17 protein-coding genes and 1 tRNA gene are annotated in these 26,048 nt (G+C 41.2%); 12 read left to right on the top strand and 6 right to left on the bottom strand.

What is annotated here, in order from left to right; all coding sequences use genetic code 11:
* Positions 1-206: 206 nt before the first annotated feature.
* Positions 207-3,062, top strand: coding sequence for an excinuclease ABC subunit UvrA (gene uvrA / locus IQ13_RS17850; protein ID WP_144887990.1), 2,856 nt, complete (start codon positions 207-209; stop codon positions 3,060-3,062).
* 213 nt (positions 3,063-3,275) lie between these two features.
* A complete protein-coding gene (locus IQ13_RS17845; RefSeq protein ID WP_144887989.1) occupies positions 3,276-5,675 on the top strand; it encodes a T9SS type A sorting domain-containing protein in 2,400 nt (799 codons plus the stop codon).
* A gap of 66 nt (positions 5,676-5,741) precedes the next feature.
* On the opposite strand, the gene IQ13_RS17840 is transcribed toward IQ13_RS17845, so the two are convergent.
* Together IQ13_RS17840 and glyA are read right to left on the bottom strand one after the other, a co-directional pair.
* Complete coding sequence (locus tag IQ13_RS17840; RefSeq protein WP_144887988.1) at positions 5,742-6,152, bottom strand: DUF4293 family protein; 411 nt, start codon at positions 6,150-6,152, stop codon at positions 5,742-5,744.
* 18 nt (positions 6,153-6,170) lie between these two features.
* Positions 6,171-7,451 (bottom strand): serine hydroxymethyltransferase, encoded by a 1,281-nt coding sequence (gene glyA / locus IQ13_RS17835; RefSeq protein ID WP_144887987.1) that lies wholly within the window; start codon positions 7,449-7,451, stop codon positions 6,171-6,173.
* A 260-nt stretch (positions 7,452-7,711) separates the two neighbouring features.
* Here glyA and IQ13_RS17830 point away from each other — a divergent pair, with 260 nt between their 5' ends.
* The 3 genes from IQ13_RS17830 to IQ13_RS17820 all read left to right on the top strand — a co-directional run bounded on the left by IQ13_RS17830 (position 7,712) and on the right by IQ13_RS17820 (position 10,243).
* Complete coding sequence (locus tag IQ13_RS17830) at positions 7,712-8,704, top strand: sugar phosphate nucleotidyltransferase (protein ID WP_144887986.1); 993 nt, start codon at positions 7,712-7,714, stop codon at positions 8,702-8,704.
* A gap of 16 nt (positions 8,705-8,720) precedes the next feature.
* Entirely contained in the window at positions 8,721-9,665 is a 945-nt protein-coding gene (locus IQ13_RS17825; RefSeq protein ID WP_144887985.1) for an NAD(P)H-dependent flavin oxidoreductase, read from the top strand.
* A 182-nt stretch (positions 9,666-9,847) separates the two neighbouring features.
* A complete protein-coding gene (locus IQ13_RS17820) occupies positions 9,848-10,243 on the top strand; it encodes a carboxypeptidase-like regulatory domain-containing protein (protein ID WP_144887984.1) in 396 nt (131 codons plus the stop codon).
* Positions 10,244-10,301: 58 nt separating this feature from the next.
* On the opposite strand, the gene IQ13_RS17815 is transcribed toward IQ13_RS17820, so the two are convergent.
* From IQ13_RS17815 to IQ13_RS17805, 3 genes are all read right to left on the bottom strand, one after another.
* Complete coding sequence (locus IQ13_RS17815) at positions 10,302-11,633, bottom strand: ABC transporter permease (RefSeq protein ID WP_144887983.1); 1,332 nt, start codon at positions 11,631-11,633, stop codon at positions 10,302-10,304.
* 9 nt (positions 11,634-11,642) lie between these two features.
* The gene (locus IQ13_RS17810; RefSeq protein ID WP_144887982.1) at positions 11,643-12,578 is read right to left on the bottom strand and encodes an ABC transporter ATP-binding protein; all 936 of its coding nucleotides are present in this window, start codon (positions 12,576-12,578) and stop codon (positions 11,643-11,645) included.
* Between the two features lie 68 nt (positions 12,579-12,646).
* Positions 12,647-14,248, bottom strand: a complete 1,602-nt coding sequence (locus IQ13_RS17805) for an NAD(P)/FAD-dependent oxidoreductase (protein ID WP_144887981.1) — start codon at positions 14,246-14,248, stop codon at positions 12,647-12,649.
* A 143-nt stretch (positions 14,249-14,391) separates the two neighbouring features.
* Here IQ13_RS17805 and IQ13_RS17800 point away from each other — a divergent pair, with 143 nt between their 5' ends.
* The 4 genes from IQ13_RS17800 (at position 14,392) to IQ13_RS17785 (ending at position 17,832) form a co-directional block, all read left to right on the top strand.
* On the top strand, positions 14,392-15,138 hold the full coding sequence (locus tag IQ13_RS17800; RefSeq protein WP_144887980.1) for a 5'-nucleotidase C-terminal domain-containing protein: 747 nt from the start codon (positions 14,392-14,394) through the stop codon (positions 15,136-15,138).
* The gene (locus tag IQ13_RS17795) at positions 15,128-16,054 is read left to right on the top strand and encodes a bifunctional metallophosphatase/5'-nucleotidase (protein ID WP_144887979.1); all 927 of its coding nucleotides are present in this window, start codon (positions 15,128-15,130) and stop codon (positions 16,052-16,054) included. The genes IQ13_RS17800 and IQ13_RS17795 overlap by 11 nt, the downstream gene beginning before the upstream one ends.
* A 141-nt stretch (positions 16,055-16,195) precedes the next feature.
* Positions 16,196-17,629, top strand: coding sequence for a chromosomal replication initiator protein DnaA (gene dnaA, locus IQ13_RS17790; protein ID WP_129129938.1), 1,434 nt, complete (start codon positions 16,196-16,198; stop codon positions 17,627-17,629).
* A 129-nt stretch (positions 17,630-17,758) separates the two neighbouring features.
* Positions 17,759-17,832 (top strand) — tRNA-Pro (locus IQ13_RS17785).
* Between the two features lie 57 nt (positions 17,833-17,889).
* Here IQ13_RS17785 and IQ13_RS17780 read toward each other — a convergent pair.
* Positions 17,890-18,918, bottom strand: a complete 1,029-nt coding sequence (locus IQ13_RS17780) for a LacI family DNA-binding transcriptional regulator (RefSeq protein WP_144887978.1) — start codon at positions 18,916-18,918, stop codon at positions 17,890-17,892.
* A 602-nt stretch (positions 18,919-19,520) separates the two neighbouring features.
* Between IQ13_RS17780 and IQ13_RS17775 the strand changes: the two genes are divergently transcribed.
* The 3 genes from IQ13_RS17775 (at position 19,521) to IQ13_RS17765 (ending at position 26,042) form a co-directional block, all read left to right on the top strand.
* Entirely contained in the window at positions 19,521-22,664 is a 3,144-nt protein-coding gene (locus IQ13_RS17775; RefSeq protein WP_144887977.1) for a SusC/RagA family TonB-linked outer membrane protein, read from the top strand.
* Between the two features lie 18 nt (positions 22,665-22,682).
* Positions 22,683-24,467: a RagB/SusD family nutrient uptake outer membrane protein gene (locus tag IQ13_RS17770; RefSeq protein ID WP_144887976.1), complete on the top strand. Its 1,785-nt coding sequence runs from the start codon at positions 22,683-22,685 to the stop codon at positions 24,465-24,467.
* A gap of 126 nt (positions 24,468-24,593) precedes the next feature.
* Positions 24,594-26,042, top strand: a complete 1,449-nt coding sequence (locus IQ13_RS17765) for a vanadium-dependent haloperoxidase (protein WP_144887975.1) — start codon at positions 24,594-24,596, stop codon at positions 26,040-26,042.
* Positions 26,043-26,048 lie beyond the last annotated feature (6 nt).

Genomic DNA, 26,048 nt, shown 5'->3' with positions numbered 1-26,048 from the left:
AAAAATAATAGAAATAGTTGTAACCTCCAACATTCTGAATTATTTAACGTATTACCACGCAGCGCACTAATGGTATTTTCCTCAGCCTGTCGTAAAACTCGGACAAGGCATTGTCTGGCTTTTTGTTGAACGAAAGTTGATTTCTTTCCTATAAGTTTTAGCATCTTCTTTCATTGCCATCTGTTATTCTGCTAAATTTGTTTTCTATGGCAACAGCGGTTAAAAAGAAGGGAGTCAACTTATCTGCTCCATTACCCAAAGACGATATTTTTATTAAAGGTGCACGGGTTCATAATCTTAAAAATGTTTCTGTAAAAATTCCCCGCAACAAGTTTGTAGTTGTAACAGGTGTGTCAGGTAGTGGCAAGTCGTCGCTTACTATTGATACGCTGTATGCCGAAGGCCAGCGCCGCTATGCCGAAAGTTTGAGTGCTTATGCCCGCCAGTTTTTAAACCGTATGAACAAGCCCGATGTGGATTACATTAAAGGCTTGTGTCCTGCCATTGCCATCGAACAAAAAGTCATTACCCGTACGCCCAGAAGCACTGTGGGCAGCATGACAGAGATTTACGATTATCTGCGGTTGCTCTTCGCACGGACAGGCAAAACCATTTCGCCTGTAAGTGGAAGAGAAGTAAAAAAAGATGACGTTAGTGATGTGGTTGATGCCATCAAGAACTGTAAGGAAGGTTCTAAAATATTGTTGCTTGTAAATTTTCCGATGCATGCTAAACGAAGCATTAAGGAAGAACTGAATATTCTTATTCAGAAAGGATTTACAAGGGTGTATAAAAAAAATGATGCTGCAAAAGCAAAAGCAGAAAGTGGCGAAATACTACATATTGAAGATTTACTGGAGCAGTCAGAAAAAGATTTGAAGCAGTTGTTTGGTGCTGAAACTGCGAAAGTAAAGATTTATGTATTAGTCGATCGTCTGGTTGTAAAGGCGTTTGATGAAGATGACCTGCATCGTATTGGCGATAGTGCAGGCACCGCTTTTTTCGAAGGCGAAGGCGAAGTGTATCTTGAAATTGATGGAAAACAATTGCAGCATTTCTCCAACAGGTTTGAGTTAGATGGAATAAAGTTTGAAGAACCTGTGCCTAATTTGTTTTCGTTCAACAATCCTTATGGTGCTTGTCCTGTCTGCGAAGGTTTTAGCCAGGTATTGGGTATTGATGAAGACTTGGTGATACCCGATAAAAGTTTAAGTGTATACGAAGGAGCTGTTGCGCCCTGGAAAGGAGAAAAGCTGGGCTGGTGGAGAGAGCAGTTTGTAAAAGCTGCGGGAAAAGCAGGCTTTCCTGTACACAAAGCAGTGATTGATTTAAGCAAACAGCAATACGAACAATTATGGAAAGGTGTTGGTACCGCATTAGGTATTGATGACTTCTTTACAGAGGTAGAACAGAATTTATATAAAGTGCAGTATCGTGTTTTGTTAAGCCGCTATCGTGGCCGTACAACCTGTACCGAATGTGGTGGTTATCGTTTACGTAAAGAAGCCTTATATATCAAAGTAGGCAGTAAGCATATCGGCGAATTATGCGAAATGCCGGTAAAAGAATTGAAAGTCTGGTTTGATGAATTAAAGCTGAATGAATATGATAAAGATGTAGCTAAACGAATTTTGCTCGAGATCAATAACCGTGTACAAACTTTGCTGCATGTAGGTTTGGGTTATCTTACCCTCAACCGGTTAGCCAATACCTTAAGTGGAGGTGAAAGCCAACGTATTCAACTCACACGATCATTAGGAAGCAACCTCACCGATTCATTATATATTCTTGATGAACCATCTATTGGCTTGCATCCGAGAGATACGGCTAATCTCATTAATGTATTGAAAGAGCTGCGCAATTTGGGTAATACGGTTGTTGTGGTTGAACATGATGAGATGATGATGCGTGAAGCAGACTACATCATCGATATGGGGCCGTTAGCAAGTCATTTAGGAGGCGAAGTCATTGCAGAGGGCAACTATGATGCCATCATCAGCAATAAAAAAAGTTTAACCGGTCGTTACCTGAGTGGAGAACTGCAGATACAGGATTTCGGTAAGCCACGTAAATGGAACCGGAGCATTAAAGTAGAAGGAGCAAGGCAACATAATTTAAAAAATATCACCGTTGAGTTTCCGTTGAATGTGTTGTGTGTTGTAAGTGGGGTGAGTGGTAGTGGTAAAACAACACTTGTAAAAAATATTCTTTATCCTGCACTCAGCAAACTGAAGGGAGAGTTTGGCGATAAAGCAGGTATGCACAAACAGATCAGTGGCGATATTGATTCCATTGCACAAATAGAAATGGTCGATCAGAACCCGATTGGTAAAAGCAGCCGCAGTAATCCTGTTACCTATATTAAAGCATACGACGAAATAAGAGATGTGTTTTCCAGTCAGCCGCTGAGTAAAATACGTGGCTTTCAGCCAAAGCATTTTTCCTTTAACGTGGATGGGGGAAGATGTGATGCCTGTAAAGGTGAGGGCGAGCAGATTGTTGAAATGCAGTTTTTGGCCGATGTGCATTTAACCTGCGAGGTGTGTGGCGGTAAGCGTTTTAAAGAAGAAGTGCTGGACGTTAAGTACAACGATAAAAGTATTCATGATGTACTGGAGATGAGTGTGGACGAAGCGATTGATTTCTTCCGTGCAGAAAAAGATTTAGTGCGTAAGCTGATGCCATTGAGTGATGTGGGGCTGGGCTATGTAAAGCTTGGACAAAGCAGCGATACATTGAGTGGTGGTGAAGCGCAACGTGTGAAGTTGGCATCGTTTCTTGGCCGTGGTAACGGACAAGGCAACATTCTGTTCATTTTTGATGAACCAACAACCGGGTTACACTTTAACGATATTAATAAACTGCTCAAGAGCTTTCATGCCTTAATTGAAAAAGGCCATTCGGTTCTGGTAATCGAACATAATACCGATGTTATTAAGCGTGCAGACTGGATCATAGATCTTGGCCCTGAGGCTGGCGATGGCGGAGGAACGCTGGTCTTTGCCGGTTTACCTGAAGATCTTGCTAAAAGCAAAGCGAGCCGAACCGCTGCTTTCATTTAGCACTGCACCGTAATTTCTACATTTTTCTTTTCGGTAAATACCCATTTTTTACCGATTTCAGCCCTTTTTTATACAAGTAAGCACTTAGTGTATCTTAAAAAGATAGCTAAGTGTATATTTGTATTGTTGTATGTATTTACGCTTATTAAGATTAAAATAAGTGGTTGCTGCAACAAGTCTTAAAATCCATTTTTAAAATCAATCCTGTATCGTATGAAGAGCCGTGTTCTCTTTTTCTTTCTCTTTTGTACTATCCGGGCAACGTTGTTGGCCCAAACAACGTACTATTCCAATAACACAAGTACCAATTTCAATACCCTTTCGGGTTGGAGTTTAAATACCAATGGCACAGGTGCTAATCCCTCGGTATTAAATAACAGTGTTCGTCTTGTTGTACAAAGCGGTCATACAAAAAGTACAAGTGCAACAGCAACTGTCAACAGGTTAACAATCCGTAGTGGCGGTACGGTAACAGCAAACCACGCTATTACAATCAGTGGTTCAAGCGATCGTTTTGAAATTGAGAATGGCGGCACGTACATTCATAACAATACAGGTACAATAAGCAGTACAATTTTTGGTGGAACCGAAGCTTTTGGTGAATCCAGCACTTTTCAGATTAATAACTGGCAATCTTCTTCTACATCAATAACGTCATCTTTAAGTCTTTCTGCTACTTCTTCAGTTGACGGGAATGATTATTACTACGGTAATCTGATTATCAATTGGGCAGGCAGCGGTAACTGGAATCAAAACTGGCCTTCCTATCCTTCAGCCACATTGCTTACTGCCGGAGATTTTACTGTGCAAAGTGTCGGTGAGTTTCGTTTTGCTGAAGCGAATGGACGAGTGCCTGATATATATGTTGCCGGTAATTTTATTATGAATAGCACAGGTTCGGGTAATGACATAGTTGATTTAGCAGAAGGAAATAATGCTACGGGTTATATAAATGTTTATGGAAATATTACACACTCGAATGGCACTATAACAGCGTCCGGTAGTAACTCAACAGGATCAATCTGGACATACCGCCCTGGAACTTCTTACTGGACTTTTTCGGGTGGATCGAGAAATAGGCTCACCTATGTTTTGCAAAATTCCAAGCAGGTGCTGTTGAACAGCAATTTTGATTTAGGAACAAATCTCAACGGAGAAAAAATGTACATAGAAGCTGGTTCGGTATTGGATGCGCAACAATATGTAATGAGCAACGCTTCTTCCAATGCTTATATTACTAATTATGGTGCCGTTCGTACAGCCCATCCTTCCGGTTTATGGACTTCCGGCCAATCGGTCCGTACAGTGAGTAACAGCAATAATTTTCAAATTCATTTAGAGACAGGTTCAACTGTTGAATATTATGGTACAAATGGTCAGATTGTTTCTTCTCTTAACGGCCTTGCGGGCTCGTACGATCAGTATCAAAATTTAACCATATCGTCAGCCAATACCAAAGTTGCTGAAGGTAACATAACTGTTGAAAGCGTATTTAATTTTACCGGCACAGGTAATTATTTGCAGGTGGGCAGTAACATCGTAACAATCGATGATGCAGGTTCTATCAGCAATGCGGGACCGAATGCATATTTTATATTACAACCTACAAGTAATACCAATGGCCGGTTAAGACAAAACAATTTATCTGCAACAGCAAGAGTGTTCCCGATTGGGAACAGCAGTAATTATTTGCCGGCAACAATTACTCCTACATCAGCAGGCACCGATTTTTCTGTTGCTGTGTTTCGGGGTACCACTACCAATGGTAGTCCAACTGGTTCTGCATTTGGAAGCCGTACCTACCAGGTAGATGCCGTTTGGATAGTTGATCGTACAGCAGGGCCGGCAAATGCTACAATACGTTTCGATTGGATTACCGGGAGTATAGAAGGTGCGGCATTTGCTGCAACCCCCAACAACCAAATAGGTATTTGGCGCTACGAAACAGGAAACTGGTTGCTTACTCCCAATACACCTGGTCCGAACTATGTGGCAAACAATACAACCAACTTAGCTTATACAAGTGGTGTGGTAACCAACTTTGGTACTGCAGGTTCCGGCTTTTCGTATATCGTTGCTAATATTAATGTATTACCTGGCAAGTTGCTGTCGTTTACTACGGATGCAAAGCCTGGTGAAAATATGTTGAAATGGAAAGTAGCAGACCCAACACAGTTTCAACGCTATGAAGTGGAAGTAAGTACAAACGGTTTTGCTTTTTCTCATCTTACAGAATTACGATCATCTACACAAAGTGAGGAGTATTTCTTAAGTGATAAAGCCAATACGCAGCAAACTGTGTACTATCGTTTAAAGTTGTGGGATCATTTTGGCCAGGCAACATACAGCAATATCGTAGTAGTAAAACGTGAGTTGGCTGCAGGGCTTATAATTGTACAAAATCCTGTGAGCGATCACTTAATCTTTCGCCACCCATCGGCTAAAAACGCATATTACCAAGTGGTTGACTTTACAGGCAGGGTATTTATGAAAGGTGCAATACCTGCAGGAAATATGCAAACTTCTGTAGCCGTTTCAACATTACCGGCCGGTAGTTATGTGTTGCAGTACAGCGACGGTACCTCGCAGTTTGCACAGAAATTTTTGAAATAATAGTTGGACATAGAAACAAAAAAGCCGTTGCTTCTGCAACGGCTTTGTGATATTACGAAAGCAGTTTTAGCGTAAGCGATCCATGCTCTTGATCAGTTTTTCATCTTTACGAATACCCAATACTGCAAGAATAAAGAATACCGGTACAACAAAACTGAAAACAGAAGTAAGTGTGTAATTGCCTTCTATAAATTCAGCTGTTTGTTGAATGTAAAGAAACAATACAACCAGTTGCAACACGAGTGCAGCCAACGCTAAACGCATCTGCAGTTTGCGGTTCTTGAACAAAAAAATACTTACAACAGCCAGTAATGCTACTGCAACAGAAAGCACCAGTAAAAGAAATCCTCCTGTGCTGCCGCTTAACTGTTCAAACAATACTGCATCTTTTTTGCCACTGTAAAACGAAAGCTTTAAGCTGGCAAAAGACGCTGCTGCAGCCAGTAATAACCAAATGGTTTGTATGCGTTGAATCATTGTTTAAAAACTTTAAGCTTATCCTAATTCAGGGTATAAAGGAAACTGTTCCATAAATGCATTTACTTCTTTGCGGATGCCGGCAAGGATCGCTTCGTCGTCTGCATTCATTAAACTGCGGTCAATAACATCTACCACAAAATCCATGTGTTCTTCTTTCATGCCACGTGATGTAATGGCTGCAACACCGGTACGGATACCGCTTGTTACAAACGCACTCTTATCATCGAAAGGAACCATGTTTTTATTCGTAGTTATATCAGCTTTACCTAAAACGCCTTCAGCTTTTTTACCGCTGATGTTTTTGTTACGAAGATCGATCAGCATCAAATGATTGTCAGTACCGTTGGAGATCAGTTGATATTCTCTCTTTACAAATGAAGCCGCCATTGCCTGCGCATTCAGCTGCACTTGTTTGGCATAAACGGTAAACTCATCGCTGAGGATTTCACCAAAGGCAACTGCTTTTGCTGCAATCACATGCTCTAATGGTCCGCCTTGCTGACCAGGGAACACAGCGAGATCTAAAAGATTACTCATCATACGGGTGTTGCCTTTTACATCTTTCAGGCCAAATGGATTTTCAAAATCTTTGTGCATGAGGATGATGCCGCCACGGGGTCCACGCAATGTTTTGTGCGTAGTTGATGTTACAAAATGGCAATGCTCAAACGGAGAGCTCAATAAACCTTTTGCAATTAAACCGGCAGGGTGTGCCATATCGCACCACACAAAAGCACCTACTTCATCGGCAACTTTGCGAATGCGCACATAATCCCAATCACGGCTGTAAGCACTTGCGCCGCAAATGATCACTTTGGGTTTTACCTCACGTGCTTTTGTTTCAAGCATTTCGTAATCGATCAAACCGGTTTCTTTAACCACACCATAAAAATGAGGTTTGTATAATTTGCCGCTGAAGTTTACAGCAGCACCATGTGTTAAGTGTCCACCCATGCTTAAATCCAAACCAAGAATTGCATCGCCGGGCTGAATGATAGCGCTTAACAAAGCTGCATTTGCCTGCGCACCACTGTGTGGCTGTACGTTAGCGTATTCGCAGTTGAAAATTTCTTTTAACCGATCGATGGCTAATTGTTCGGTTTGATCCACAATTTCGCAACCACCATAATAACGGCGTCCGGGATAACCTTCTGCATATTTGTTGGTTAATACGCTGCCCATGGCCTGCATTACCTGCAGAGAGGTAAAGTTTTCTGAAGCGATAAGTTCAATGCCATGACGCTGACGCTGAAGTTCCTGGTTGATGAGGTTGAAGATGACTGTGTCCCTTTGCATGTGTAGTTGTTCGTTTATTTGATGGATTGCTGCCCGAAGAACAAAACGCCGAAGTGAGTGACACAACAGGAGATGAAAAAAGCATTACTGCCCGTACCACCAGCAAAAAACGTTCTGTTTGGCGGGGCAAAAATAAACCACAACAGCCGCCATACCTAATTCGTTTCTAAATTTTATAAACAGTATTTGCAGATGAACTTACATTCGTTCAGTTAAAATGTGCTACTTTAGCCGCTTCGGTAGCAGATTACGATTAGATTATGAAGGCAATTATCCCTGTGGCAGGTGCAGGTACCAAACTGCGGCCACATACATATACTCAACCCAAAGCCCTTATTCCTATTGCTGGAAAAACGGTGCTAAGCATTATTGTAGAACAGTTACAGGAAGCCGGTGTGCAGGAGTTTATTTTTATTACCGGTTACCTGGGCGAAAAAATCCAAGACTACATTAAAGAAACCTTCCCTTCCATTAATAGTACGTTTGTGAACCAAGGCGAGCGCCAAGGCTTAGGGCATGCTATTTTACTTACCAAACAAGCAGTACAAAACGATGAAGTGATGATTGTGCTGGGCGATACCATTTGCGAGTACAATGTGAAAGAAGTATTGCAAAGTAAAGTGTCGATGCTAGCGGTGAAGAAAGTAGATGATCCCCGCAATTTTGGTGTGGCAGAAGTGGAAGAAGAAGGGCGTATCCATAAAGTAGTGGAGAAGCCGCATATACCAAAAAGCAACATGGCATTGGTTGGTATTTACAAGATTATTGAAACCTCGATGTTGTTCGATTGCCTGGAAGCGAATTTTCGTGAGGGAGTAAAAAACCGGGATGAATACAGTTTAACCGATGCATTGCAATGCATGATTGAAAAGGGCACATCCTTTCAATCGTTTAAAGTGTTGAACTGGTTCGATTGTGGTAATAAAGATTCGTTGCTGGAATCGAACGCAACATTGCTGAAAAAATTCGGCACTTCCATTTCTCCCGATCACCGTTTTGAAAATGTAATTATTGTTGAACCGGTGAGCATCGGCAAAAACTGCGAAATACGTAATTCCATTATTGGTCCAAACGTTGCTGTGGGCGATAACACCACCATCAACTATTCAATTATTAAAGAGTCGATCATTGGTTCCTATGCCGATCTGTTTGATATTGTACTGGAAGAAAGTTTAATTGGCAGCGATACAGAAGTAAAAGGCGAGACCAGAAGCTTGAACATTGGCGACAATACGGAGATTGACCTAGGTTAATTCTAATTTGCTTGTTATGTTTTCCACCCGCATTACTCAGTTGTTCGGTATTGAAAAACCCATCATCCAGGCAGGGATGATCTGGGCCAGTGGCTGGCGGCTTGCAAGTGCTGTAAGCAATGCCGGTGGTTTAGGTGTGTTAGGAAGCGGCAGTATGTACCCCGATGTGTTGCGGGAGCATATTCAAAAATGTAAAGCTGCAACCAACAAACCTTTTGCGGTAAATGTACCCTTGCTGTATCCCGATCTTGATCAACACATCAATATTATTATCGAAGAAGGCGTAAAAATTGTTTTTACCAGCGCCGGTAATCCCAAAACATATACTGCAAAACTGAAAGAACACGGCATTACGGTTGTGCATGTGGTAAGCAGCAGCAAGTTTGCATTAAAAGCACAAGAAGCAGGATGCGATGCTGTGGTTGCCGAAGGTTTCGAAGCTGGCGGACATAATGGTCGTGAAGAAACAACTACCCTCGTATTAATTCCTGCAGTAAAAAAGGCTGTACATATTCCGATCATTGCAGCAGGCGGAATTGCTACCGGCCGTCAAATGCTGGCAGCGATGGTGCTCGGTGCCGATGCTGTGCAAATAGGTAGCAGGTACGTTGCAAGCGAAGAAGCAAGCAGTCATATCAATTTTAAACAGGCAGTCATCAACAGCAATGAAGGCGATACTGTTCTTACCTTAAAACAACTGGCCCCGGTTCGTTTAATTAAAAACGAGTTTTATAAACAGGTACAGGAAGCAGAGCAACGGGGTGCAGGCAAGGAAGAAATGCAGCAACTGCTCGGCCGTGCAAGAGCCAAAAAAGGAATGTTCGAAGGCAACCTCCAAGAAGGAGAACTCGAAATAGGCCAGGTGAGCGCTTTGCTTGACGATATTTTACCTGCGGTAGCAATTACAAAAAACATTTGGCAGGAGTTTCAGGCTGCACTACAAAATCCTTTAGGACAATAGGCACAGAAAATTTCTTCATCGAAGTGCGAGTACAGGCTTGTTATTTACGATTTAATTCGTAGATTTGATCGTCAGAAAGATTTTCAGAACAATTTAACAGTAGTGGCTGTTATTTAACCTTGTTCAAATTCGTTCTGATCGTGTAACTTTAAATTCTTATCATCACCATCAAAACCATTGTTATGAAGAAACTATTGATTGCATCCCTCCTCATGACTGGAATTTCGGTTAGTGCATATGCAACTGCTGATAAAGGGACCGAAACAGGTACAGTTCAAGGAACCATCATTGATGCTGAAACAAAAAAGCCTGTGGCAAATACAACGTTCAGCGCAACAATCCGCAAAGCATCTTTCTTTAAAGAGATTGTAACCGATGCAAATGGCAATTTTAAAATTAACAATGTGCCGGTAGGCGAGCACACAATTATCATTGATAAGGTTGGTTATCGTGCCAGTAAAAAAGAAGCCATCCTGGTAAAAGAAGGATTGGTTCTAAAAATCGAATTTGAGGTGGTAGAAGCCGAAGAAGAAATACACGAACCGCTGATATCGCCCATCACCATTCATTCTTTTTAAGTTTTAAATAAAAGAAATCCCCCGGTATTTACCGGGGGATTTCTTTTATGCGAATGTTTTATGCTTTCTTAAAAGCCCACTTGATCATTTCTTTCCAACTGGCTTTTTTACCATACATGAGAATACCTGTACGGTAAATTTTTGCACTGAGCCAGGTTGTAAAGAAAAAGCCTGCAATCAGTAATAACATGGATAAACCTAATTGCCAGTAAGGAACACTTTCAGGAACACCCGATGGGATGCGTCCCATCATTACAATTGGGGATGTAAACGGAATAATGCTTCCCCAGAATGCAAGCGGTCCAGATGGATTTTGTATAGTTGATGTAAGCATGATGAAACCAAAAATGATCGGCATTGTTATCGGCAGCATCAGCGATTGTGCTTCTTGCGGATCTTCGTTAATTACACTGCCCACTGCAGCAAATAACGATGCATAGAATAAATAACCACCGAGGAAATAAAACAGGAAACAGCCTACAATTAAAAGCCAGTTAGCCCCGGCAATATCTACACCTGTGCTTTGTGCAATCATGTTGGCAGCACTGCTTGCTTGTGCAGAACCATCCGGCAGAGCTTGACCGTTTTGTGCTTGTTGCATCATTTCCGGCGACATGATCATCGGAAGAATAGTCATCAGTAACGCAATAAGTATAATCCAAAGCAGTAGCTGCGTTAAACCAACTGCAGCAATGCCCACAATTTTTCCAAGCATCAGCTGAAATGGTTTTACACTGCTCACCATTACTTCGGCAATACGATTTGTTTTTTCTTCCATTACGCCACGCATTACCGATGCACCATAAATAAACAGAGTAATATAGATAATGATACCACTGATGAAACCAACAATACTGCTGAGTTTTTTATTGCCTTCTTTTAACTCGCTGCCTGTTACTTTATAGGAGCGATAGTTGAGCAAATCTTCATCTTCGCTTTGTGCGTGAATTGAATCGAGAATAGCACGGCTTACACCTTTTGCAAGCAAAAGACGTTCTTCATTAATTTTCTGCAATTGTTTTTTAATAGCTTCGTCGGTTGCAAGTCCTAATTCTTTTTCAGAATACAATCGTGCAGAATCGGCATTGGTACGATCTTTTGAATATACCATCAACAGCCCGTCGTAACCTTCTTTGCGGTAATTAGTCATGCTTGCATTTTCAGGAAAAGCATAAAAAGCCGCATCGCTGTTTTTAAGTTTGTTGGTATATAAACCTGTTTCGTCTTTTACAGCAATTTTATATTGCTTGATGGATTTGGCACCGAGATAGGCCGAGCCAAAAATAAATACCATCATTACCAATGGAAGTAAAAAAGTTGAAAGCAGGAATGTTTTGTTACGCACACGGGTTAAATATTCCCGTTTTATGATGATGATAATTTTATTCATATAATAAGTTTAAGCAGTAACTGTTTGGAATTGGCGTGAGTTAGGTGTTCCTTCTACCAGCTGAATGAAAATCTGGTTAAGCGAAGGAAGTATTTCGTGGTAGGCTACAACTACACTCTGCTGATTAATGAAATGCAGAAGAATATCGTTCGATTGATAACCTTCGTTAATCTTTAATACAAGGTTATTCCCTTTTTGCTCTACAATCGTAAACGAAGGATGCTGCAACGTTGCAGGAAGTTTATCGAGTTCAGCATTGAAAATATGTTGCTTAAACTGCTGCTTCACTTCTTTTACACTGCCATCAAGAATTTTGTTGCCTTTGTTTACAAGCACAATATGATTACAGATTTCTTCCACCTGTTCCATACGGTGTGTACTGAAGATGATGGTGGTGCCTTTTTGTGCAAGGTTGAAAATTTCGTCTTTAATTAAATTGCTGTTAACGGGGTCAAGTCCACTGAATGGTTCGTCGAGAATAACGAGCTTGGGCTCGTGCAGCACTGTTGTTACAAACTGCAGTTTCTGTCCCATCCCTTTCGATAAGTCTTCTACTTTCTTGTTCCACCAGCTGCCCATTTCAAACCGTTCGAACCAGAATTTTACTTTCGCAAAAGCATCCTGTTTGCTTAAGCCTTTCAGCTGGGCTAAGTACATGGCCTGCTCACCAACTTTCATTTTTTTGTACAAGCCACGTTCTTCAGGCATGTATCCGATATCGATCACATCATTTACAGGATCGAACTTCTTTCCATTCAGCAAAATATTACCTGCGTCAGGATAAAAGATACCTGTGATCATTCGGATCAATGTTGTTTTACCTGCACCGTTCGGACCAAGCAAACCAAAGATGGATCCTTTTTCAATGGAGAAGCTGATATCGTCTACAGCTTTTTGCGAAGAAAAATATTTCTTCAGGTTCTGAATTTCTAAAATGGTACTCATACAATGTATTAGAGTGCCTGTTAGGGCATTTGTTACAAGATAGCACGGAAAAAAATATTGACCTGCTACTAAGCAGCACCAACAGCCGCAGCAATTACCGATGCCACACGTTCACCATCCATCGCAGCACTAACAATACCGCCTGCATAACCCGCACCTTCTCCACATGGGTAAAGACCATTGATGTGTACATGCTGCAACGTTTCGTTGTTACGTGGAATACGCACCGGCGATGAGGTTCTGGATTCCGTAGCAACAGCGATTGCTTCGTTGGTAAAATAGCCTCTCATTTTCTGGCCAAATACTTTAAAGGCCAGTCGCAGATCATCGTAAATAAACCCCGGCAGTACAGTTGAAAGATCGGTACTGCTGATGCCCGGCAAATAGGAACAATCGGGCAGGGAAGAGGATTTTTTTTTATCGAACATATCAACAATTCGCTGGGCAGGTGCAACAAACTTACCACCACCTGCAGTAAATGCTTTTTGTTCAATTGTCTGTTGAAATTTCATCAGCAGCAAAGGGTCATCTTCTTGCAATTGAGGATTGGATTTTGGGTTTTGTTTTTTGAAATAGAGGTAGGCATCTTTTGCATCAACCGTAACAACCATACCACTGTTGGCAAAAGCATTGTTTCGTTTTGATGGGCTCCAGCCATTCACCACCAATTCGCCGGGCGATGTTGCAGCAGGCGCAATAATACCTCCCGGACACATACAAAAACTAAATACACCTTTGCCTTGCACCTGCTCTACTAAACTATACGAAGCTGGTGGTAAAAACTCGCTACGTACCGGACAACGGTACTGAATAGAATCGATCAATGCCTGTGGATGTTCAATACGTACACCTAATGCAAAGGGCTTTGCTTCGATTGCGATGTGATTGCTGTGCAGTAATTCAAATATATCTCTTGCACTGTGGCCGGTAGCGAGGATTGCAGCATCGGCATAGAGTTTTTCTGCATGGTTGATCTCGATACCTTTTAAGGTATTACCCTCTGTAATAAAATTGGTGAGCTTGGTTTCGAAATGAATTTCACCACCGCAACTGATAATAAACTCACGCATAGCCGTAATAATGTGCGGCAGTTTATTGGTACCTATGTGCGGGTGACTCTTGTACAATATTTTTTCCTCAGCACCAAAGCGCACAAAGAGTTGAAGAATACGATCAATGCTTCCACGTTTACTGCTGCGTGTATATAATTTGCCGTCACTATAAGTACCTGCACCGCCTTCGCCAAAGCAATAATTACTTTCAGGATTTACTTCGCCTTGTTTATTTAAAGCAGCAAGGTCTCTTCTTCTTGCACGCACATCTTTTCCTCTTTCAATAATAACCGGTTTTATACCAAGCTCAAGTAAACGGAGTGCTGCAAACAAACCTGCGGGTCCTGCACCAACAACAATCACTTTTTTGGCTGCATGCTGTACGTTTTGAAACGTAAAGGCAATCGCCGGTCGCTCCTGCACAGGCTCGTTAATAAATGCCTGTACAGTAAGATTGATATAGGCTTGTTTGCTGCGGGCATCAATTGATTGCTTGTGTACGTAATAGCCTATAACCGCATCGGGCGAAACTCCTGCAGTACCTGCAATTTCTTTTTTTACGGCAGCAGAATCAGCAGCCAAAGAGGGTAATAAACGAAGTGTAATTTGTTGTTGCATCTGTGTCAGGCAGTTAACCTAAAAACTATGATTTGCTGCAAAGATACCGGTAACAGGAATGGATAAAAATTTTACTGCAGCACAGTAAAAACATTTTTTTCTAGGTATAAAAAAAACTACCTTCCAAAAGTTAACACGAGTACATGAGAAGAATTACCCCGCTGATCAGTTTCCTGGTTTTTAGTTACTTTTTTTCAGCCTGCAATCCTGCATACAAGGCTGCTGCCGTACAATACAAGGGGTATACAATTGCAAACACTGCTAAAGATTCATCGTTCGTTACTTTTTTACAACCCTATACCGATAGTGTAAACAGCAGCATGAATATGGTTGTTGGCAAGGTTGCTGTAGATATGGATAAACGACAACCGGAAGGTTTGCTGGGCGATTTTATGGCCGATGCAATGTTAACCTTAGCAGAGAAATATTATGAAACAAAAATTGATGCCGCATTTGTAAACTATGGTGGCATACGTATTCCTTATGTAAAGGCCGGTAATATAACAAGAGGAATGGTATTTGAAATGATGCCGTTTGACAATATCATCATTTTACAAAAAGTATCAGGTGCTGTGTTGAAACAGTTTTTAGATCATATCGCAGGCCGTGGTGGTTGGCCGTTAGCAGGCATAACCATGAGCATTAAAAATGGAAAAGCAACGAATGTAGTAATTGCAGGGAAACCCCTCGATTTGTCGGCAACATATACCATTGCCAATTCGGACTATGTTGCGAATGGTGGCGATAACAGTGAAATGCTCAAAACAATTCCGCAAATAAACAGAGGCGTGTTGTTGCGTGATGCATTAATTGAATACATCCAGGAATTTTCAAAACAGGGAAAGCCTGTTACAGTAACCGTTTTAAACAGGGTAAGTAATGCTGAATAGACGAAAATTTATAAAACAAACTTCTTTAAGTGCAGCGGCTTTGCTTGCAGTGCAATGGGCTGCTGCAGAAGATACAGCTGTACAACGCCTTGTTATTTTGCATACCAACGATGTGCACAGCAGGTTGGATGCTTTTCCGATGGACGGCAGCCGTAACCAGGGAGCTGGAGGCGTTGCTGCAAGGGCAAAGCTGATAGAGGATATAAGGGCAGAAGCAGAACAGGTGTTGTTGTTAGATGCAGGCGATATTTTTCAAGGCACACCTTATTTTAATTTATATAAAGGTGAACCTGAAATGAAAGCCATGCAGATGATGGGTTATGATGCATGTACTATGGGTAACCATGATTTTGATGCGGGGCTGGAAAATTTTGCCACACAACTGCAACATGTTCGTTTCCCGGTGTTGTTGTGTAATTATGATTTTACGCAAACGCCCATGGAACATAAATCTGTTCCGTACAAAATTTTTACCAAGGGTAAATTGAAAATAGGTGTAACCGGGGTAGGTATTGAAATGAAAGGATTGGTGCCCGATAACCTTGCGGGTAACACCAAGTATCTCGATCCGGTGCAGAAGTTGAATGAAACAGCTGACCATCTAAAACGAACAAAGGGTTGCGATATGGTTATCTGTTTGTCGCATTTGGGATATCAGTACCGTGAAAATTCAACTAAAATATGCGACCTGATTCTTGCAAAAGAAACAGAACATGTCGATCTCATTATTGGCGGACATACACATACATTTTTAGATGAACCGGCGTTAGTAAAAAATAAAAAAGGCGAGGATGTGCTTATTAACCAGGTGGGTTGGGGAGGCATTCGGTTGGGTCGTTTAGATTATGAATTTATGCCGTATAAAAAGAAAAATCTGGCGGCGGCAAAATCCATTTCAGTGGGTAAAAAAACATAAGAATAAAAAATTTTTTTTTCCACAAAAAGTGTTGATATTCGCCGTCCCCCTAATTTTTTTATGATGATATTCATTATAGAAAAATGCACGAGAGAAACAACAGAACATTATTAACTCATTATATAAACTGCTTTTGGAACAATGACGAAAACGGCTGAACAAGTTTGGAAAAGTTGTTTGACCATAATTAAGGATATAGTCGAGTGGCAACATTTTAAAACTTGGTTTGAACCGATTAAACCGGTTGAATTAAAAAATAAGATCCTTACCATTCAGGTACCCAGTCAGTTCTTTTTTGAGTACCTGGAAGAACACTATGTAACGCTGCTTGCAAAAACGTTGAAGCGTGAATTAGGAAAAGATGCGAACCTTGAGTATCGTATTATGATGGACAGCGGTAACAACAGTAACCGGCCCATTACAATGGATGTTCCCGGTCATGGATATAAAACTTATACAAATAACGAAATGGATTTTCCGCTCGTGATAAACAACCCCGTTAAGAACCCGTTTGTAATACCGGGCTTAAAGAAGGTGCAGATTGATCCGCAGCTGAATCCGAATTATACCTTCGATACATTCATTGAAGGCGATTGTAACCGTGTTGCCCGCAGAGCAGGTAAAACAGTTGCCGATAAGCCCGGTGCTACTTCTTTTAACCCGCTCGTGATCTATGGCGGTGTTGGTTTAGGCAAAACACACCTGGCGCAGGCAGTTGGTAACGAAGTAAAGCGTCAGCACCCCAACAAGGTAGTGTTGTACGTAAGTTCCGAAAAGTTTATTAACCAGTTTGTCGACCATAGCCGTAACAATGCCATCAACGATTTCATTCACTTTTACCAGTTGGTAGATGTATTGATTATTGATGACGTGCAGTTCTTCAGCCGTGCAGAAAAATCGCAGGATGCCTTCTTTGCTATTTTCAATCACCTGCACCAAAGTGGCAAACAACTGATTCTTTCTTCAGACAAGCCACCGAAAGATCTGGAAGGTGTGCAGGAACGTTTACTCAGTCGTTTCCGTTGGGGACTGAGTGCAGATCTGCAAATGCCCGACTACGAAACCCGTATTGAGATCCTGGAAAAGAAAATGAAAAACGATGGGTTGGATATGCATAAGGATGTAGTAAAATACATCGCTTATAATATCAATACCAATATTCGTGAGCTGGAAGGCGCTTTAATTTCATTATTGGCACAATCCTCGCTGAATAAAAAAGAAATAGACTTAGATCTTGCAAAGAAAGTGCTGAAGAATTTCGTTAAAACATCATCCAAAGAAATTACCATCGACGCCATTCAGAAAATGGTGTGCGATTACTTTGATGTGCCTTACGAAAAACTGTTGCAGAAAACACGTAAGCGTGAAATTGTACAGGCTCGCCAGATTACAATGTATCTCGCAAAAACATTTACCAAAAACTCACTCAAAACAATTGGTGAACATTTTGGAGGAAGAGATCATACAACAGTTATTCACTCTTGCCAAACAGTAAAAGACTTGATGGATACCGATAGTATGTTTAAAGAAAGTGTGCTGGAACTGCAGCAGAAAGTGCAATTGGCTGCAATGTAAATAAGCCCCAAAACCTGATAAAAAAATTGATCCCGGATTCGTAAAAGAATTCGGGATTTCTTTTGGTGCTTTAACAGCATACAACTATTTTTGCAGCCCCTTAGGGGAGTTTACCGCTGGTAAACAAGGCGGGAGGTAGTTCAGCCCGGTAGAATACCTGGTTTGGGACCAGGGGGTCGCAGGTTCGAATCCTGTCCTCCCGACAGAGTAAAAAGGTAATCAGCAATGATTACCTTTTTTATTTTATATGCTGTTAGTTGTTATTTCTTTTTAAGGGAAGATCCTCTTACTAATAAAGAGGAATGCAGAATAATGCGATTTGTGTTTTTTACATTTTCATCTCCTTTGAGTAAATTAATTAAACAGGATACAGCTACCTCTCCAATTTTATTACCGGGATAATCGATGGTGGTAAGGTTCGGTTCAATCATTCTGCTAACAGCATCGTTATTAAAACCAACGAAAGCAATATCATCGGGAATGCGTATACCATGTTGTTTTAATTGTACCATGCAATAAACGGCAGAAACATCATTAGCACAAAAAACAGCATCCGGTCGTTGTGCTCTATCCATTGCCAGAATCGCATTAGCAAAATTCGTTGCGTCCTGTTCGTTTAATGTACTTGTTACAACACGCTTCTGGTCGAACGGGATGTTGTATTCGTCCAATGCATCCTTGTATCCTTTTAAACGATCAGCATAAATATCTCTCGTTAGGTCACCTGTCAGGTGCATAATTTTTCTACAGCCCTGCTCTAAAAGATGTGCGGTTGCTTTGTAGGCTGCCTGGTAATTATCGATAACAACAGAAGTGCTTTCTACACCAGGAAAGCTGCGGTCGAAAAAAACAACAGGAATCTGCCTGTCGAAAAAAGGTTGAATGTGTGTAAGGTCTGTTGTGTTATAAGCCAAGGAAATCAGTAAACCATCAATACGCTTGTTAAACATGGTATTGGCATTACTTTTTTCAAGTTCTGATTTCTCCAGGGACTGGCTGATGATAAGATCATAGCCCTCCTTACTTGCAACATCTTCCATACCTGCCAATACAGAAGTCATGAAGTAACTATTCAGTCGGGGAACAATAATGCCCAGGGTTTTGGTACGTTTATTTCGAAGGTTGCTGGCAAAGTTGTTATGACGGTAACCCATTTCTTCTGCTTTCGCCAAAATGCGTTGTACGGTGCTTTTATTCAAAGCCGTACTTTTTTTTAGTCCCCGGCTGATGGTTGCGGGCGACAGATTAAGTTCCCGGGCCAGGTCATATATCGTTACTTCTTTTTGCATCAGTTCTTTACAGTCTTCAACGATGAAGCTAACGGAAAAGATTTTTTAAAAAAAATATGCAATCGGTTGCATATTTGAAAATAATTCCTACATTAGCTTTAAGAAAGGCAGTAAGGCATTTCGAAATTGTGGCAAATTTCAAATTCAGCAACGGCTGGAGGTGAAAGTAACAACAGATCGAACCTTTGAGATTTGGTTTTGTTGATTTGAATACGGCATTGTAAGACGGGTGATCCGTTGGATAATGCTAATTTTTTGCCCGATTTATGCAACCGATTGCAAAAATAAAAAGCCTGTAAAAATCCCGAAATATCGGGGCCATTTATCGATCACTACTGTTATGAGAATGTTGATTGCTATGCCAAATGCTATGTTTGTTGCAACCTTTTTGCGCAAGAGCGTTTTCTGTTTGTCCTTACCTGGGCAAAGGTCATGGCTATCATGTTCCTTCCTTCAGTTACACAACTTCGATTTTGACATAACTAAGATTTTCTTCGAAAAGAATATCCAACATCCTCCAACCTGAAAAAGCATATTCCATCATTTTAAAATTCTGTCAAGACCATTCTAAACTGTTTCAAAACTCAAAACTCGAATTGACTATGCCAAACAAAACGATGAACTTGCCGCCTCTCAAGCGAAGGGCGATGCATGCAGTAACGCTGGCCATGGCCATGTTGCTGCATTTCCTGTTATTTAGTACATCCGTTACAGCTCAGAATCTTACGGTGAAAGGTAAGGTTACAGGCGAAGACGGATCACCGGTTGAAGGAGCTTCAGTAGTGGTAAAAGGTACAACAACAGGTGCTACTACAGACAATACCGGGAACTTTACCATTTCGGCTGCCAGAAATGCTGTTTTAGTTATTTCTGCTATCAATTTTGCAGACCAGGAAGTGAGGGTAACTGGTACCGAGCTTACTGTAAAGCTGGTATCTATTGAAAAGTCTTTAGGTGAAGTTGTGGTAATCGGTTATGGTACACAACGTAAGAAAGACATTACTGGTTCTACTGTATCACTCAAAGGCGAAACCTTAAATGAAATCAAAGCGCCTAATATTTTTAATCAGCTGCAGGGACGTGCTCCCGGTGTGGATATTGTAAGCAACAGTTCACAAATCGGTGCTGGTGGTGAAATTCGTATTCGTGGTAACCGATCTCTTACTGGAAACAACAATCCATTAATTGTCGTAGACGGTATGGTGTATGGCGGAAGCGTGAATGATATCAACCCTGATAATATAGCCAGCTTAGACATTTTGAAAGATGCATCGGCTACTGCCATTTATGGTTCACGTGGTTCTAATGGTGTAATTATTATTACAACAAAACGTGGTACAGTACAAAAAACAACTACAACCTATAACGGCTTTGTTGGTGTTGTAAATGCAATTGGCACTTATCGTTTATTTAACGGTGAAGAGTATGCTAAATTTAAGCAGGACGCACGTGAAGGTCAGCCAAATCCTGCCAACCAAAATCCTTACCAGTTAACTGCTGATGAACAAGCAAATTTAGCAGCAGGTGTAAATACAGATTGGCAGAATTTATTGCTTACAACAGGTATCAGAACAAGCCACGATCTTGGTGTTAGAGGCGGAAACGAAAGAACACAGTTTTATTTTGGTCTTGGATATTACAATGAAACAGGTATCATTCATGATCAGAATCTGAATCGTTATACATTTAATGTAAACATCGATCATAAAGTATCAGACAGAATCAAAATCGGCTTTACCAGTTTCAATACTTTACTCCGTTCTAACAGACTTGGTACAAATGCGTATGGTGCAGGTACTCGTTTAAGTCCGCTATACAAACCTTACAATGCTGATGGTTCGTTGAACTTTAAACCAGCTATTCAGCAAGGTGTTGATAATGCACAAATCAATCCGCTTACTGCTATCGGCAATAACGATCTGATTGTTGCATTTAACAGACGCTACCAGTTCCAGCACAACTTTTACGGCGAAGTAAAAATCCTTAAGGATTTAAAATTCAAAACAACATTTGGTTATGGCTGGTCGCAAACTTTTGCAAGCAATTATAATGGGCCTAACACTGTATTCAACATCAACGCCACAACTGCAGGTTCTACCATGAGCCAGAGTAACGCAGAAGGTTGGCAGTATACCATTAATAATTCGCTCGATTACAACAAAACTTTTGGCGGAAAACATAAGGTACAGGCTTTGGTGTTACAAGAGGTACAGAAAAACCATTTCCGTGCGCAGCAGTTTAACGGACAGGGTATTCCTGCCGACTTTATGCAGGATTACAACTGGCTGCAGGTTAACACCGTTAATCCACAGGCGGGCAACTTTAACGAATCTGCTGTAATAGGATACATGGGAAGAGCAGTTTATTCGTACGATGACAGATACTTACTTACTGCAACCATGAGAACGGATGGTGCTTCTGTGCTCGCACCGGGTAACCAATGGGTAACTTATCCTGCGGTTTCTGTTGGTTGGAATATTGCGAACGAAAAATTCATGAACGATGTTGATGCTATTTCGAATTTGAAATTAAGAGCAGGATGGGGTATCAGTTCAAATGCAGGTATTGGTGCCTACACAACTTTGGGTAGCCTCGGTAACAACTTCTACAACTTCGGTTCTGGCTCAACCATTGGTGTGAACTATGTAAACGGTTACCTCATCAATACAAGTCCAAACCCAAATCTTACCTGGGAAAAAACAACTGGTATCAACCTTGGTTTAGATTTCGGTTTATTTAAAAATCGTATTTCAGGTTCAGTTGATTTTTATAATAATAAAACTACTGACATCTTATTGCAACGTCAATTACCACGTAGTAATGGTGTAAACTCTATTTTGGTAAATGCCGGCGAGACTTCTTCTTATGGTTTAGAATTTTCGTTAAGCAGTGTAAACATTCAAAGCAAAAACGGTTTCAAATGGACCACTGATTTCAACGGTTTCTTCAACAAAGAAAAAATTGTTGCACTGCAATTAGGTCTTAAACAGGATTTAGGAAACGGATGGTTTGTTGGTCAGCCAATTACTACCATTTTTGATTACAAGAAAATCGGTATCTGGCAAACAGCAGAAGCTGCACAGGCTGCTGTATACGGATCTGCTCCCGGCGACATCAAAATTGAAGATGTAAATAAGGACAATGTAATTAATGCAGCAGACAGACAGATTATTGGAAACTTCCAGCCGAAACTTGTTGCTGGGTTAACCAACCGATTTGAATTCAAAAACTTTGATCTGAACATTGTCATGTTCGGTCGTTTTGGTCAGACAGTTGTTGTAAACTATTTATCTGCTGATGGCGGTGGTGCAGGTTATCCATTCTTCCTCAACAGCCGTGTTAATCAGCATAAGGTTGACTACTGGACTCCAACCAATCCAACCAATGCGTTCCCTCAGCCCGATGCAAGTAAAGATGCGTTGCTGTTTACTTCAACACTCACGTATCGTGATGGTTCTTTCATAAAACTCAGAACAATTGATTTGGGTTACAGTTTCCCAAGTGCAAAACTTAAGAAAGTAAAGATCGACGGTTTGCGTATTTATGCTTCGGCTCAAAATCCTTTCATTTTGTGGGCTCCGCTTGTTAGAGATGGATTAGGTATTGATCCTGAAGGAAACGGTAACGGTAATGCTGTAGGTTCACAAGGTGGTGGTGTAACACCGGTTCCCGGACGTGCTATTACCGTGGGTATGGGTGTTCCTCCAACACGCCAGATCATTTTTGGAGTTAATGTTCGCTTTTAACGTTTAAATTTTCATTGTATGAAATATAAAAAAATCATATTCAGTCTGTTTCTCGGCAGTCTCCTTCTTATGGCTTCGGGTTGTAAGAAATTATTAGAGGAGCAGCCAAGAACATCATTCACACCATCCTTCTTTGCAACTTCGGATGGTATACAAGGTGCGATTGCGGGTATCTATTCCAGCTTTCGTGGACATTGGGGTACACAAATTTTTACGCAATTGTTTAATGCCGGTACCGATGAAAGTTTGAAGGGTGCTGCGGCAGATGTGCAACACTGGTTTGAATACAACAATGCGGTTATTAAAAGTAACACCAATAACTATGAAGGTTTCTGGAACAGCATGTTCATCAACATCAATACAGCAAATGGTGTATTGGAGTATGGTGCAAATGCCGATATTCCGGCTGCAACAAAAACACAGTTACTGGCGCAGGCAAAATTCTTACGTGGATTTTGTTACTATTATCTCGTTACAACGTTTGGTGCAGTTCCTTTAAAAACAAAGTTCAATACTTCACCTTCTGCTGCAGATGCACCTGCACCTATTGCAGATGTATATGCGTTAATTATTAAAGATTTTACAGAAGCAGCGGCAGATTTACCCAATACGCCCGGAGCTGGTTTAGGTAAACCGGCAACAAAACCAACTGCCTTGTTTTTACTTGCAAAAACATATCTCTGGAGAGGCTGGTCGAATGTAGCGCAGGCAAACGATTTTCAGCAGGCATATGCAATATCAAAAGCATTAATTGATAACAGAGCAACTTATGGTTTAGCATTACAGCCATTCTTCCCTGATGTTTTCAGAGAAGGTCGTGAATACAGCTCAGAAGTATTGATGGTAATTGATCATACAAAAGATTTGAAGTTTGGACAGAACTCTGCAGTTGGCGCAGGTGCTACAAACGGTTCTGAAAACAAAGCCAACTTCTTCTGGCGTCCTAACTATCCCACCATCAATGCCAACTATCCTGCAGGTGGTGGTGCAAATGTTACAGTGCGTGATATTAACAATGGTCGTCCGTTCCAGCGTATTCGTCCAAACACACGTTATATCATGGATGTAGCATTTGCTAACCGTGCAACTGATTCTCGTTTCGATGGAACATTCCAAACTGTGTGGCTTTCTAACAGTTCTGAAATGTCTGTAAGAGGTTCGCTTGGTGCAACTACACCGAGAGGTCAGTTGATCAACGGTGTAGATACTGCCATCTGGATGCGTGACCGTTTGGTTACACCTGCAGAAAGAGCAGCATTTAAAGGAATTATGTTTGAACCTAACCACTTACCAGGTGCAGCAGTTCCATACACTGCAAGCTACTTCCCAAGTGTACGTAAGTTCGATGACTCTACAAGAGGCAACCTCAATGACTATTCTGACAGACCTTATATCTTGTTCCGTTTTGCAGAAGTTTATTTGGTTGCTGCAGAAGCGGCGGCAAAAGGTGGTGCTACTATGCAGGATGCGGCAGATATGATCAACGTGTTAAGAACACGGGCTGCTTTAAAAGCAAATCAAACCCCTGCAGAATATGCAGCAGCAGTAGCAGCTCAGCAAATTACAGCTGCCCAGATAACAATCGATTTTATATTAGAAGAACGAAGCCGGGAGTTGTTTGCAGAGGATACCCGCTGGTGGGATCTGGCCAGAACGAAAAAACTTGTTGAACGTGTTAAACTGTACAACACTGAAGGTGCTGCAGGTGTACAACCATTTAATATGCTGCGACCAATTCCTCAGTCGCAGATTGATCTGGTAACCGAAGGACCTAAGTTCCCGCAAAATCCTGGTTACGAATAGAGCTTAGCAAATTGTAGATAAACTAATCAAACCGGGTACCAGCTAACTGGTTCCCGGTTTGATTTAACTGTACAAAACAAAACGAAGAAGAATTTTGATTATTAACTTGTAGCAGTTTACCACAACATGAGTGTCCGGATTCTTTTTATTCTCTTTATAATAGTTTGCTCTTGTAAAAGCAATAAACAAGCTATTGCAGAACCTGAAGGAGCTCAGAATGCAGCCTACAAATGGGGTAAAATTGCTTTAGAAGCAACCGCAAATGATACAGAGAAATTCAGACCACGACCAACTGTTACTTCCAGAATGTTGGGGCTGGTATGGACAGCTGTTTTTGATGCATGGTCGAGATACGATGCGAAAGCTGTTCCTGTTTATTTGCAAAATGTAGAAAGAGTAGCTGTAAGCGACCGTACGTTAAAGAATAAAGAAGCCGCAATCAGTTATGCTGCTTACAAAATGATGCGCACCTATTTTTATTCCGATTCGGTGATGCTTCGGAATAAGATGAAAGAATTTGGTTTTGATCCCGATAGCGAATCCCTTGACCCAACTACACCAGAAGGTATTGGCAATCTCGCCGCCAAAGCTGTTCTCGAAAACAGACAAAATGATGGTTCAAACGAAACAGGAACTATGCCTGGTTCTGCCGGCAAAGCTTATGCAGATTATACAGGTTACCGGCCTGTTAACAGTGCCGATACACTAAACGATATTAAACGTTGGCAGCCCAAATATTTTGCCGATGGCAAAGGTGGTAAATTTGCACCGGCTTGTTTAACGCCACACTGGGGAAAAGTAAAGCCGCTCTTATTAGATTCAGGAAGTCAGTTTCGTTGCCAGCCGCCACCAGCTATTGGTTCGGTGCAGTTGCAACAGGAGGTGAAAGAAGTCGTGGAGTTACAGGCAAACCTTACCAATGAACAAAAAGCATTGGTTGAATTTATGCGTGATGGTCCAAAGAGTGTACAACAGGCAGGTCATTGGCTCATTTTTGCGCAGGATGTTTCTGTAAGAGACAAGCACACACTTGATGAAGATGTGAAAATGTACTTTGCTGTTGAAGCAGCAGCAATGGATGGTTTTATTGCCTGTTGGGATACAAAAATGGAATATGATTTTGCACGGCCTTATACGTTGGTGCATTACTACTATAAAGACAAAACAATTAAAGGTTGGGGTGGTCCGGAAAAAGGAATGATTGAAATGAAAGGGCAGGAATGGCGTCCTTACTCTCCTGAAACATTTCTTTGCCCTCCGTTCCCCAGTTATATTTCCGGGCACAGCAGCATTAGTGCAGCTTGTGCCGAAATTTTAAAGTTGTTTACGGGCAGCGATCATTTTGGTATTGAAGTGAAACGCATACCCGGAGAAATGACAGAGCCTGAACGAAAAGGAAAAGAGGTGACATTAAAGTTTAACAGCTTTACAGAAACAGCAAACATGGCAGGTTTGTCGAGAGTGTTGGGTGGCTATCACATACAATGTGAAAACAAAGAGGGTCTGCAGTTAGGACGTAATGTGGCAGCAGCAGTTTGGAAAAAATATTTATACCATATTGGTGAAACTATTTAAGCGATT

Source organism: Lacibacter cauensis (assembly GCF_007830055.1).
GTDB lineage: Bacteria > Bacteroidota > Bacteroidia > Chitinophagales > Chitinophagaceae > Lacibacter > Lacibacter cauensis.
The sequence above is the reverse complement of the archived record's forward strand: the minus strand, read 5'-3'. Positions and strand labels throughout refer to the sequence as shown.